Annotated in this window: 11 protein-coding genes; 4 read left to right on the forward strand and 7 right to left on the reverse strand. The window is 76.0% G+C overall.

Annotation, left to right across the window (positions count from 1 at the left end; all coding sequences use genetic code 11):
• Window positions 1-5 precede the first annotated feature (5 nt).
• Window positions 6-1,607: an ABC-F family ATP-binding cassette domain-containing protein gene (locus JUB12_RS12645; protein ID WP_205695782.1), complete on the reverse strand. Its 1,602-nt coding sequence runs from the start codon at window positions 1,605-1,607 to the stop codon at window positions 6-8.
• A 65-nt stretch (window positions 1,608-1,672) separates the two neighbouring features.
• Window positions 1,673-2,110: an Lrp/AsnC family transcriptional regulator gene (locus tag JUB12_RS12650; protein WP_205695783.1), complete on the reverse strand. Its 438-nt coding sequence runs from the start codon at window positions 2,108-2,110 to the stop codon at window positions 1,673-1,675.
• A 36-nt stretch (window positions 2,111-2,146) separates the two neighbouring features.
• Here JUB12_RS12650 and JUB12_RS12655 point away from each other — a divergent pair, with 36 nt between their 5' ends.
• Window positions 2,147-3,028 carry a DMT family transporter gene (locus tag JUB12_RS12655; RefSeq protein ID WP_371822235.1) on the forward strand — a complete coding sequence of 294 codons (882 nt, stop codon included), beginning with the start codon at window positions 2,147-2,149 and terminating at the stop codon, window positions 3,026-3,028.
• Here the strand turns inward: JUB12_RS12655 and JUB12_RS12660 are convergent.
• Genes JUB12_RS12660 through JUB12_RS12670 form a run of 3 tightly spaced genes read right to left on the reverse strand, consistent with a single transcriptional unit; the run spans window position 3,025 to window position 6,749 of the window.
• The gene (locus JUB12_RS12660; RefSeq protein ID WP_205695785.1) at window positions 3,025-4,047 is read right to left on the reverse strand and encodes a LuxR C-terminal-related transcriptional regulator; all 1,023 of its coding nucleotides are present in this window, start codon (window positions 4,045-4,047) and stop codon (window positions 3,025-3,027) included. The two genes, JUB12_RS12655 and JUB12_RS12660, sit on opposite strands and share 4 nt — an antisense overlap.
• Before the next feature lie 9 nt (window positions 4,048-4,056).
• A complete protein-coding gene (locus JUB12_RS12665) occupies window positions 4,057-5,091 on the reverse strand; it encodes a carbon-nitrogen hydrolase family protein (RefSeq protein ID WP_205695786.1) in 1,035 nt (344 codons plus the stop codon).
• On the reverse strand, window positions 5,088-6,749 hold the full coding sequence (locus JUB12_RS12670) for an acyl-CoA dehydrogenase family protein (RefSeq protein WP_205695787.1): 1,662 nt from the start codon (window positions 6,747-6,749) through the stop codon (window positions 5,088-5,090). Before JUB12_RS12670 ends, JUB12_RS12665 begins: the two co-directional genes overlap by 4 nt.
• A 115-nt stretch (window positions 6,750-6,864) precedes the next feature.
• Here JUB12_RS12670 and JUB12_RS22020 point away from each other — a divergent pair, with 115 nt between their 5' ends.
• Window positions 6,865-8,334, forward strand: a complete 1,470-nt coding sequence (locus JUB12_RS22020) for an NAD(P)/FAD-dependent oxidoreductase (RefSeq protein WP_241004252.1) — start codon at window positions 6,865-6,867, stop codon at window positions 8,332-8,334.
• A complete protein-coding gene (locus JUB12_RS22025) occupies window positions 8,331-9,395 on the forward strand; it encodes a carbon-nitrogen hydrolase family protein (protein ID WP_241004253.1) in 1,065 nt (354 codons plus the stop codon). Before JUB12_RS22020 ends, JUB12_RS22025 begins: the two co-directional genes overlap by 4 nt.
• Before the next feature lie 17 nt (window positions 9,396-9,412).
• On the opposite strand, the gene JUB12_RS12680 is transcribed toward JUB12_RS22025, so the two are convergent.
• On the reverse strand, window positions 9,413-10,807 hold the full coding sequence (locus JUB12_RS12680; RefSeq protein WP_205695789.1) for an NCS2 family permease: 1,395 nt from the start codon (window positions 10,805-10,807) through the stop codon (window positions 9,413-9,415).
• A 44-nt stretch (window positions 10,808-10,851) separates the two neighbouring features.
• On the opposite strand from JUB12_RS12680, the gene hpt reads away from it, so the two are divergent.
• Window positions 10,852-11,382 (forward strand): hypoxanthine phosphoribosyltransferase, encoded by a 531-nt coding sequence (gene hpt / locus JUB12_RS12685; protein WP_205695790.1) that lies wholly within the window; start codon window positions 10,852-10,854, stop codon window positions 11,380-11,382.
• A gap of 7 nt (window positions 11,383-11,389) precedes the next feature.
• Here the strand turns inward: hpt and JUB12_RS12690 are convergent, their stop codons facing one another.
• Entirely contained in the window at window positions 11,390-12,136 is a 747-nt protein-coding gene (locus JUB12_RS12690) for a hypothetical protein (protein ID WP_205695791.1), read from the reverse strand.
• Window positions 12,137-12,191 lie beyond the last annotated feature (55 nt).

Here is a 12,191-nt window from a genome sequence, read left to right on the forward strand (position 1 = left end):
AGGAGCTAAGCGCCGAGCGCTTCGAGTGCCGCCCGCGGGTCCGGCAGCGCCCGTACGGGACCGGCGTGCGGGACGAGCAGGAAGCGGTCCAGGCGCTCGAGGAACGCGCGGTCGTGGGAGACGGCGACCACCGTCCCCTCGAACTCCTCGAGCGCCGCCTCGAGCGCCTCGCAGCTCTCGACGTCCAGGTTGTCCGTCGGCTCGTCGAGGAGCAGCAGGTTGTGGCCCTCGATCTCGAGCAGCAGCACCTCGAGCCGCGCGCGCTGGCCGCCCGACAGCGTCCGGTAGGGCCGGTGCGCCGCCGTCTGCAGGTCGTAGCGCGCGAGGCCCTGCATGGCCTGCTCGCGGTTGCCGGTGCGCTCCTGCACCGCGTCGAGGACGACGCGGTCCATGAGGTCGGGCCGGACGTTGAGCTGCGTGAAGAGCCCCGGCGAGACGCGCGGGCCGACGAGCAGCTCGCCCTCGTGGGCGACGTCCTCGCCGGCGAGCAGCCGCAGCAGGTGGCTCTTGCCCGAGCCGTTGGGGCCCACCAGGCCGACGCGCTCGCCGAAGTGCACCTCGTCGTCGACGGGCGCGACGAGGCCCGGGATCGCGAGGTGGCGCAAGGCGAGCACGCGCCGCGCCGAGTCGCCGCCGCGCAGGCGGACCTTGATCTGGCGGTCGCCGACCGGCGCCGGCGGCGGGCCGTCGGCGGTGAAGCGCTTCCAGCGCGTCTCCATCGCGTCGGCCTTCTTGGCCCAGTCCGACGAGTACTTCGCGCGCTCCTTGAACTTGCGCACGAGCTCGCGCAGGCGCCGCTCCTCGTCGCGCCAGCGCTGCAGGGCGTCGCCGAGCTTGCGCTGGCGGGCCTCGCGCGCCTCGCGGTAGGTCGCGTAGGACCCGGGGTGCGTCCAGGCGCCCCGGCCCTCGAGCGTCACGACGGCGCCCACCGCCGCGCGCAGGACCGCCCGGTCGTGGCTGATGAGCAGCACGGTCTTCGGCGTCCCCGCCAGCGCGCGCTCGAGCTCGCGCTTGGCCGGGATGTCCAGGAAGTTGTCGGGCTCGTCGAGGAGCAGGACGTCGGCGTCGGAGGCCAGCAGCGCGGCGAGGACGAGCTGCTTGCGCTCGCCGCCGCTCAGCGTCCCCGCCGGGCGCGGGCCGACCTCGTCGAGCCCTGCGCGCACGACGCGGCGGCACGCCTCGTCCCAGCGCGCCTCGAGCTCGTAGCCGCCCAGCTCGGACCAGTCGGCGATCGCCTCGCCCAGCGCGACGCCCGCGACCTCGGGCGCCTCGCCGGCGGCCAGCGCCTGCTCGGCCCCGGCCATGCGCTCGCCCGCGTCGCGCAGGGACGACGGCGCCGCCACGAGCAGCAGCTCGCGGACCGTGCGCGCGTCGTCGCCGGTGCCGACGTCCTGCGGCATCCGCGCCAGGCGACCGCCGACGCCGGACTCGCCGGCCTCGGCCTGCAGCTCGCCGGCGATGACGCGCAACAGCGTCGACTTGCCGACGCCGTTGACGCCGACCAGGCCGGCGGTCTGGCCGGGCGCGACCTTGAAGGTGACCTCCTCGAACAGCGGGTCGCCGCCCGGGTGGGCGTAGGCCAGCCCGGTGACGGCGATGTGCCCCATGCGTCGAGGATGGCATCAGCCGAGCCGCCGCACGGTGGTGGTACCTGGAAGGTGCCAGGCACCTTTCATCCCAGGGCGACGGGGCGGCCGTCGACGGGGGAGGACTGGACGATCGACGTCGTCGTCTGCCCGAAGGGGGTGAAGCGGTCGATGAGCTCCTCGAGGTGGTCGACGTCGCGGACGTGCGCGCGCAGGACGAAGCAGTCCTCCCCGGTGATGCGATGGCACCAGACGACCTCGGACGACGCGGCCGCGGCCTCGGCGACCTTGGGGATCATCCGCGGCGCCGGGCGCACGCGGACCACGACGCTCAGCGGCCAGCCGACCGCGCGCGGGTCGACGTCGGCGCGGTAGCCGCGGATGACGCCCGTCGCCTCGAGGCGCGCGAGGCGCTCGGCCACCGCGGGGGCGCTGAGGCCGACGCGGCGGCCCAGCTCGGCCAGTGACAGGCGGGCGTCGCCCTGCAGCTCGGCCACGAGCTGACGGTTCAGCGGGTCGAGCACGGCGCGGACCTCGGCTTCGCAGGCATCGCGCGCAGCATGCCGTCGATCGGCCATTCCGTCGAGCCGCGCCGCCGTCGAGCCTCTCGGACCGTGCCTCCGCAGGGCTGGTTCCTCGTCTCGGCGACCTTCCACTACCTCGGCCCGGCCTTCGCCGTCCTGCTCTTCGCGCGCCTCGACGTGCTGGGCGTCGCGTGGCTGCGCATCGCCGTCGCGGCGGCGCTGCTCGCGGCGTGGCGCCGGCCGTGGCGCGCGCTCGCCCAGCTCGACCGCGCCGGGCGCCGGCTGCTGGTCGCCTGGGGCGCCGTGCTGGCGGCCATGAACTGCTGCTTCTACCTCGCCATCGACCGCCTTCCCCTCGCCACGGTGGCCGCCGTCGAGTTCGCGCCCGTGGTCGTGCTCGCGGCGCTCGGCGTGCGCAGCGCACGCAACCTCGCCGCGCTCGTGCTCGCGGTCCCGGGCGTCTACGTCCTCACCGGCGTGCACCTCGAGGGCGAGGCGCTGGGCGTCGCGCTGGCCGCCGCCAACGCGCTGCTCTTCGCCGCCTACATCGCCCTCGCGCACCGCGCGAGCCGGCTCGCGGCGCTCGACGGCGTCGACGGCCTCGCCGCGTCGATGGTCGTGGCGACGGTCGCGGTCTCCCCCGTCGCGCTCGCCGACGCGCTCCCCGCGTTCACCGACCCCGTCGCGCTCGCCGCGGGGGCGGGCGTGGCGGTCTGCTCGTCGGTGGTCCCGTACGTCGCCGACCAGCGCGCGATGGCTGCGCTGTCCCGTGCGGGCTACGCGCTGCTCGTCGCGCTCCTGCCCGCCACCGCCACGGTCATCGGCCTCGTCGTCCTCGCGCAGGTCCCGTCGGCCACGGACCTCCTGGGCGTCGGCCTGGTCGTCGCCGGCGTCGCCCTGCACCGCGACGGCGGCTAGAGGCCGTCCTGCTGGGCGCGCAGCCAGAACGCCGCGGCCTCGACGCGGTTGGCCGCGCCGAGCTTGCGCAGGACGTGCTTGACGTGGCTCTTGGCCGTCTCGTCGGCGATGAAGAGCCGCTCGGCGATCTGGGCGTTCGACGCACCGCCGGCCAGCAGGGCGAGCACCTCGCGCTCACGCGGGGACAGCGACGCCACGGGCCCCTCCTCGAGCTCCGGCGTCGGGCCGCCGAGCAGCGCCTCGGCGGTGCGCATCGCGGCGCTGGGCTCGTCGCCGTGGGAGACGAGCTCGACCCCCGCCTCGCGGTAGTCGCTGACGACCGCCTGCGCGCGGCGCAGCAGCCGCTGGAGCTCCTCGCCCTGGGCCTGCAGCCGCTCGGCGAGGCGGTTGCGCTCGATGGCCAGGCCCAGGCCCTCGGCGAACGCCCACAGCGCGTCGCGGTCGACCTCGTCCACCCGCCGCGGCTTGTGGCGGTGGTCGGCGTGCACGAAGCCGATGACGCGGCCCTCGGGGAGGATCGGCGCGGCGACGTAGGAGTGCGTGTCGTAGACCTCGGCCAGCGGCTTGAACGTCCGCGGGTTGTCCATCACGTCTTGCACGGTCATCGGGATGCGCCGGCGGACCATCTCGCGCTCGAGCACCTGGTCGCGCAGCTGGAGCGGGAAGCGCCGCGAGAAGGCCAGCAGGCGCTCGGCGGTCGCGGGGTCGCCGTCGACGTGGAAGCTCTCGGCGATGAGCTCGGGACCGCGCACCTGGTAGACGACGCAGCGGTCGAAGCCGCAGGCGCCGCAGACCTCCTGCGGAGCGCGGGCGATCAGCCCCTCGACCGTGCGCACCCGGCGCAGCCGGGCCAGCGCCTCGTGCACCGCCGCGAGCGTGTCCAGGCGCCGGCGCAGCTCGAGCTCGACGCCGCCCTCGGCGCCGCCGGACGGCGTGCCGGCGTCGTCGGCGGGCGGCCACGGGGGCAGGCGCGCCATCGCGGCGGCGAGCTCCTCGCGCAGCGTCGCGGTCTCGACCACGAAGCGACGCTAGACCATCGCCGCGCGCTCGTGGGCCGGGTCGTCGGTGAGCGGCGGGGCCTGCGCGGCGGGGACGTGGGCCGGCAGGTCCGGCCCCGGCCGCCAGGCGTTGCGGCCGAGCCGCGCGCGCAGCGCCCGCTGCGCCCTGCCGTGCGCGTTGCCCACGTGCCAGACGAGGTGCGCGCTCAGCGGGAACGAGGCGTTCCAGAACGTCCGCGGCGCGGGGTCTCGCGGCGCCGGCTCGGCCAGCTCGACCTCGGCGGCGACGTAGCCCTCGCCGTCGGCGTAGGCCATCCGCGCCAGCGGCAGGCCGTCGGCGTCGCAGACCTGCGTCTCGCCGAGCATCCGCGTGCGCCACCGAACCCCCGGCGCCATCGGCGTGGCCATGTCGAGCTCCCCGACGTGCGAGGGCTGGGCGACGGGCACGCCGAGCATCCGCGCGACGCGCCCCGGCAGCTCTCGCGCGTACTGCACGAGGAGCTCCTCGTCGCGGGCGAACCACGGCCGCGTGAGCGGCCAGCTCGGGTACGAGAGGAAGTGCATCCCGCCGCCGAGCAGGCGGACGCGGCCGCGCAGGCGCTCGACGGTCCGGGTCCTGCCCCACTCCCAGCCGCACGCCAGGCCGATCGGCCCGAGCGCGGTCTGCGCGACCCCGTCGTCGCCGGGCACGCCGGGGCTCGAGTACGCGTTCTCCCAGAACGACGGCAGGTCCTTGTCGTGCAGGTGGATCGCGCCGTCGGGCTCGCACAGCGCGTAGGTCCCGCGGACCTCGTCGCCACGCACCGCCAGGAAGCCGCCGCCGACGAGGCAGCCGTGCTCGCGGGCCAGGCGGCGCAGGACCTCCAGCGGCGCGCCGAGCAGCGGCCGGGCGACGTGGTGCATCTGCGGGCCGTAGGCGTTGGGGGAGGTCATCGCCTCGGGCAGGAAGACCGCGTCCGGCTGGTGCTCGCGCGCGGCCTGGCGCACGAGGTCCTCGACGCGGCGCAGGTTGTGCTCGACCTCGCCGAGGCGCAGCCGCGGCTGGATCGCGACGACCCTGGTCATGCCGCCTCCCGCTGCGGCGCGGCGCGGTCGACGATCGCCTGGACGTCGAGCCCGCGCGGCAGCGCGCCGGCCATGCCGGGGTCGCCGTCACCGAGGCGCGTGGCGCAGAACGCGTCGGCGACGAAGGACGGCGCGTGGCGCACGAGCTGCGCCGCCTGGAAGCAGCGGGCCAGCCGGCCGGCGACCTCGCGGGCGCGGGCCTCCTCGAGGCCGCCGTCGGTGCGCAGGTCGTCGCGCAGCGCGTCGACCGCCGCGTCGAGGCGACGGCTGGCGCCGCGGGCGCGGTCGAGCTCGTCGACCACCGCCTGCGCGGACTCCGGCTCGCGCGCCAGCGCGCGGACGACGTCGAGCGCCTGGACGTTGCCCGAGCCCTCCCAGACCGACATGAGCGGCGCCTCCCGGTAGGCGCGCGGCAGCCGGGACTCCTCGACGTAGCCGAAGCCGCCGAGGCACTCGAGCGCCTCGCCGAGGTGGGCCGGGGCGCGCTTGCACACCCAGAGCTTCAGGGCCGGCAGCGCGAGGCGGCGCAGCGCGGCGGCGGTCGCATCGCCGCGCGCGGCGTCCTCCGCGGCGCGGGCGAGCGCGAGGCCCGACCACGCCGCGGCCTCGCTCTCGAGCGCGAGGTCGGCGAGGACCGCCGTCATCGCCGGCTGGTCCACCAGCCGGCGGCCGAACGCGCTGCGATGCGTGCACCAGTGGATCGCCTCGGACGTCCCGAGGCGCATCACGGCGGCCGAGCCGAGCACGCAGTCCAGGCGCGTGCCGGCGATCATCCGCATGATCGCCCGGACGCCGTGGCCGGCCTCGCCGACGAGCTGGGCCTCGGCGTCGCGCAGCTCGACCTCGGCGGTCGGGTTCGAGCGGTTGCCCAGCTTGTCCTTGAGCCGGTCGATGCGCATCCCGTTGCGCGAGCCGTCCGCCCGCCGTCGCGGGACGAGCAGGCAGCTCAGCCCCTCGCCGGTCTGGGCCAGCACGAAGAGGGCGTCGGACTGCACCGCCGAGACGAACCACTTCTCGCCGGTGACGCGCCAGGCCCCGTCGCCCTCGTGGACGGCCGTCGTCGTGCAGCGCCGGACGTCCGAGCCGCCAGCACGCTCGGTCAGCGCCATGCCGACCAGCGCGCCCTCCTTCTCGTGCGCGGGCAGCGGGCGGGTGTCGTAGCGCCCGCTCGTGACGAGCGGGACCCAGGTCGCCGCGACGTCGTCGTCCAGGCGCAGCGCCGGGACCGAGGCGCACGTCATGGCGATCGGGCACGTCACTCCCGCCTCGGCCTGGGCGATGGCGATGAACCCGGCCGCGCGCGCGACGTGCGCGCCGGGTCGCTCGTCGGCCCACACGCCGCCCGCGACGCCCGCCTCGACGGCGAGGCGCAGCACGCGGTGCCACGACGGGTGGAAGGCGATGTCGTCGACGCGCGCGCCGGAGCGGTCGTAGGGCACGTGCCGGGGCGGATGCTCGTTGGCGTCGAAGCCGGCGTCGAGCAGCGCCGTGCTGCCCGCGCGAGCGCCCAGCTCGCGCAGCGCCGGCTCGTGCGCGGCGGCGCCGTGGGCACGCAGCGCGTCGACGAGGGCGAGGTCCGAGCCGACGAGGTCGAGGCCGGCCAGGCGCGGGACCTGGTCGCCGGCGGCGTCCACAGGCAGGGGCGCGGTGGCGGTCATGGAGCGATCCAACCCGCGGCGCGGGCGCCGGGGCAAGGCGGTTCACCACCCCGGGGCACGACTTCCCCCCCGCGGGGTGATGCGACGGCGCGCAGGGCGCCCGTACGGTCGCCCCATGGCCGCCCCGACCGCCCGCCGCGCCGTCCCCGAGACCGTCGACGTCGTCGTCGCCGGCGCCCGCTGCGCGGGCTCCGCGGCCGCGATCGCCCTGGCCCGCGCGGGCCGGCGCGTCGTCGTCGTGGACCGCGCGCACTTCCCCTCGGACACGCTCTCGACGCACGTGAACTTCCCGTCCGCCGTCGCCGAGATCGACAAGCTCGGCGCGCTGGACCGCGTGCTGGCGTGCGACCCGCCGCGGGCGCACCACGGCATGGTCGAGGCGGCGGGCGTGCGCTGCCTCGAGCGCTTCGCGACGGTCGACGGGATCGACTTCGGCATCTGCGTGCCGCGCCCGCACTTCGACCACGCGCTGGTGCAGACGGCGCGCGAGGCGGGCGCGGAGGTGCGCGAGCGCACGAGCCTCGAGGAGGTCCTGTGGCGCGACGGCCGCGTCGCCGGCGTCGTCGTGCGCGACGCCGAGGGCGAGCGGCGGGAGATCCGTTGCAAGCTCCTCGTCGGCGCCGACGGCCGGCGCTCGACCGTCGCGCGGCTCGTCGGGGCGGCGCGGCCCTACCGCGGCTCGCGCAACGGGCGCGGCTGCGCGTTCTTCACCATGGACGACCCGCAGCTCGGCACGGCGTGGCGCGACCGGCTCGTGCAGTTCCGGGCCGAGGAGACCCACGCCCTGGTCTTCCCGTGCCCGGACGACCGGGTCCTGTGCCTCTTCATGGGCCCGGCGGCCGACGTCGCGCGGTTCCGCAAGGACCCCGACGGGATGTGGGAGCGGATGCTCGACGAGCTGCCCGCGGTGCGCGAGCGCCTGGGTGGCGCGACGAACCGCTCCAAGCTGCGCTCGACGGCCGACACGGTCGCGTTCTTCCGCCGCTCGAGCGGCCCGGGATGGGCGCTGGCGGGCGACGCCGGCCACTTCAAGGACCCGATCATCGGCCAGGGGATGCGCGACGCGATGCGCTTCGGCCGGCTGCTCGGCGAGGGCGTGGCGCCCGTGCTCGACGACGCCCGGGCGCTCGACGCCGCGGCGGTCGCCGTCGAGGCGCGGCGCGACCGCGAGTGCCTGCCGACCTACCACTGGGGCAACCGCGAGTCGCGCGTCTTCTCCGTGTCGCCCCTCGTGCAGGAGGTGCTGCGCGGCTGGGACGGCGCCGACCCGCCGCGGCTGCTCGAGATGTTCGACCGCGTCACCGAGCCGCACCGGGCGCTGAACCCGCTCGTCGGGGCTCGCGCGATGGCCCGTGCCGCGCTGCGCCCCGGCGTCGACCGGCGCGCGCTCGCCGCGGAGGTCCTCGAGGAGCTGCGCCTCGACCTCGACGTCTGGCGCGAGCAGCGCCGCGGAGGGTTCCGGGTGGCGAAGCCCACGCGCGACGAGCGCCGCGACTGGGTCTGGCCGCCGGCGGAGCGCTCGGCGCCCCGGCCGCAGCCGGCCGCCGCGGACGAGGCCGCGCCCGCCGAGGTGGTGGCGGCGTGAGCAGCGGGCCGCAGACGCGCCGCGTCGTCGCCGTCCAGCTCGCGGTGGAGCTCGGCGAGGTCGAGCGCAACCTGCGCCACGTCCGCGACGTCGTCGGCCAGGCGGTGCGCGAGCACGCGCCGGACATGGTCTTCCTGCCCGAGAGCGCGAACACGCCGAACGTCCACCACCCGGCGATGCGCCGCACGACCGAGGCGGTGGCGGGCGAGACGCTCGCGACGCTGCGGCGCCTCGCGCGCGACCACGGCTGCGTCGTCGGCGGCGGGTTCCTGGCGGTGCGCGGCGGCGACGCGTACGGGACCTACGCGGTCTGCGAGCCCGACGGAGCCGTCCACCTGCACGACAAGGACCAGCCGTCGATGTGGGAGAACCACAGCTCCCGCGGCGGCGACGACCCCGGCATCGCCGACACCGCGCACGGGCCGATCGGCGTGGCCAACGGCTTCGAGTGGCTGCGCAGCCGGACGGCTGCACGGGTTCGCGGGCGGGTCCGGCTCATGGCCGGCGGCATGTGCTTCCCGTCGTTCCCGAAGTGGGCGGTCACCGCGCCGTGGTTCTGGCGGCGCGAGCACGCGACGATGGTCGAGCTCGCCCGCGAGACGCCGCCGCGGATGGCCAGGGTCCTCGGCGTCCCGTGCGTGCATCCCTCGCACGTCGGCGAGGTGACGATGCGGACGCCCTTCGCGCCGGGGGTCCCGTGGCCGACGGAGATGCTCGGCGAGACCCAGGTCTGCGACGCGTCGGGACAGACGCTGGGGCGGCTGTCGTTCGCCGACGGCGAGGGCTGGGTCTGCGCCGACGTCGACTGGGTCGAGCCGTCCGCGGCGCGGCCCGAGAACCCGGTGCCCGAGCACTTCTGGATGCCGGTCCTCCCCTGGACCGTGCACGCCGTCTGGTACGCGACGAACGCCGCCGGGCGCGCGGGCTACGCGCTGCGCAAGCGCCGCGGGGACTTCCCGTGGCAGGCCTGGCCGCCGGAGGTCCGGGAGGCCGACCTCCCGGACTGCGTCCCGGCCGGGATGCTCGCCCTGGACGGCGAGGTGCCCCAGCCCGTGGCGTGAACGGTGCCTGGCACCTTTCAGAAGACGTTCACCGACAGCCAGTCCTCGGCGAAGAAGGCGAGGAACATCGGCACCAGGACCCACATGATCGGGTGGACCTGGCGGGCGCGTCCGGCCGCCGTCATGGCGACGACGTGGCCGAGGACGCCGAGGCCGATGCCGGCGGCGATCGAGAAGGTCAGCGGGATGCCGGCGATGATGAGGAACGCCGGGACCGCGTCCTGGACGTCGCCCCAGTCGATCGCCTGGACCAGGCGCGTCATGAGGAAGCCGACCATGACGAGCGCCGGCGCGATGGCCGGCACGACCGTGGTGTCGCCGACGTAGGGCACCGACTGGCCGATGACCGTGATGAGCGGGACGAACGGGATGGCCAGGAGGAACAGGCCGGCGGTCACCAGCGACGCCAGGCCCGTGCGCGCGCCCTCCGAGACGCCGGCGCCCGACTCGACGTAGGTCGTGACGCTCGACGCGCCGGCCGCGCCGCCGAGCACCGCGGCGCCCGAGTCGACGAGCAGCACGCGGCGCATCTCGGGCAGCTCGCCCTGCGCGTCGTCGAGCTTGCCGGCGCGCCCGAGCGAGACGGCCGTCCCGATCGTGTCGAAGAAGTCCGTCATGAACAGCGCGAAGATCACGGGGACCAGCGCCCAGGTCAGCGCGTCGGCGAGGTTGTCGGGGTCCAGCGCGTCGCCGATGGTCGAGAACTGGTCGCTGCCGGGCCAGTCGGCGACGGCGTCCGGGCCGTCGAGCACGCCGAAGACGAGGCCGAGCACGGTGCTGGTCGCGATGCCGGCGAGGATCGAGCCGCGGATGCCGCGCACCGTCATGGCGGTCGCGACGAAGATCCCGGCCAGCGCGATGAGCGGCGGGCCCGCGGTGAGGTCGCCGAGGCCGACGCCGGTCGCCGGGTTGTTCACGACGATGCCGCCGTCGCGCAGGCCGACGAAGCAGATGAAGAGGCCGATGCCGACGCCGATCGCGAGCTTCATCGAGGTCGGGACCGCGCGGACGACCGCCTCGCGCAGCCCGGCCAGGACGAGCGCCACGGCGATGAGGCCCTCGATGACGACGCACGCCATCCCGACCTCCCAGGGCACCTGGCGCCCGAGGATGATGTCGAACGCGACGACGGCGTTGATGCCCAGGCCGCTGGCCAGCGCGAAGGGGTACGTGCTGAGCAGGCCCATCGCGGCGGTCGCGACGGCGGCGGCGAGCGCGGTCGCCACGACCACGGCGCCGAAGGGCAGCCCTGCCTGCGAGAGGATCGCCGGGTTGACGACGAGGATGTAGCTCATCGTCAGGAAGGTCGCGACGCCGCCGAGGACCTCGGTCCTGACGGTGCTGCCCCGCTCGCGGATCGGGAACATCCGCTCGAAGATGCCCGGCTCACCCGGGGTCACGCTGGCGCTCACGCGCGGGAACGCTAGGGCACGGCGCGGGCTCTAGGCTCGTCCCGATGGTCCATCCGGACGAGCACCAGGGCGAGGTCCTCATCACCAGCGAGGAGCTCCAGGCCAAGGTCCGCGAGCTCGCGGCGCAGATCAACGCCGACTACGCCGGGCGCGACGTCCTGCTGGTCTGCGTGCTCAAGGGCGCGGTCCTCTTCCTCGCCGACCTCCTGCGCTGCCTCGAGGTGCCCGCCGAGGTCGAGTTCATGGCCGTCTCGAGCTACGGCGCGGCGACCGAGACCAGCGGCGTCGTGCGGGTCCTGAAGGACCTCGACCGGTCGATCGACGGCCGCCACGTGCTGGTCGTCGAGGACATCGTCGACTCCGGCCTGACCCTGGACTACCTGCTGCGGATGCTCGAGGAGCGCCGCCCCGCGTCGCTCGAGGTCTGCGCGCTGCTGACCAAGCCCGAGCGTCGCCAGGTCCAGCTCGAGGCCCGCTACGTCGGCTTCGAGATCCCGGACCGCTTCGTCGTCGGCTACGGCCTCGACCACGACGAGCGCCTGCGCGGGCTGCCGCACATCGCGGCCCTGTCGTAGGGACCGCTCAGGCGGCGCGGGCCGCACGCCGCGCGGCCTGGCGCTCGCGCGCCACCTGCGTCGGGCAGTCCGGGCAGAGCTCCGCGCCCGCGCAGCGGTGCGTGAGGCAGCAGCCGGTGCGCCGGCGGAACGGCGCGCCGTCGACGACCTCGAAGCCCGCCGGCCCGCGGAACGGCGTGTCTGCGTCGAGCACGGCGCCGCCGAGCGCCCAGGCGCGGTCGTGGCCGTAGGCGCCCGCGCACCAGTTGGCCGCCTGGCCGATGCGGTCGCCGACCGAGCGCCACAGCGGCCTGCGCGCGCGGTGCTCGCTCAGCGCCTCCACCAGCGGCTCCAGGTGGAGGTGCAGCGCCTGGGCGAGTGCCGCGGGGTCCGCCGGGCAGGTCCAGCCGTCGCACGGCAGCGCGACGCCGTCGACGTAGCCGAACGCGCTGTCGTGGACCTCCAGGCGGTCCAGCGGCGGCAGCGCCCCGTGCACGAGCAGCGCGCTCATCGCGGCCGCGGTGACGTACCACGTGTGGCTCTCGACCAGCCCGGTGACGCTCATCGCGACCGGCGCCCCGGCGGCGACCTGCGCGGCGCGGCCTAGGAGCTCCTCGCGCAGCGCGGCGTCGCGTGCGCAGGCGTCGCCGGGACGCCAGCCCGCGGCCTCGTCGGTGTGCGGCAGCGCCCGGAGCGGTAGGGCGAAGTCGTTGTGGCGCGCGACGGTGAGCGGCGCGACGGGGTCCGCGGGCAGGGCGGACGGCGCGATCGCCATTAGGACATCCTAACGGGGGCGTGGCCCGCGCTCCCCGCGGGGCCGAGCGACGTCC

This window comes from Conexibacter sp. SYSU D00693 (genome assembly GCF_017084525.1).
Taxonomy (GTDB): Bacteria; Actinomycetota; Thermoleophilia; order Solirubrobacterales; family Solirubrobacteraceae; genus Baekduia.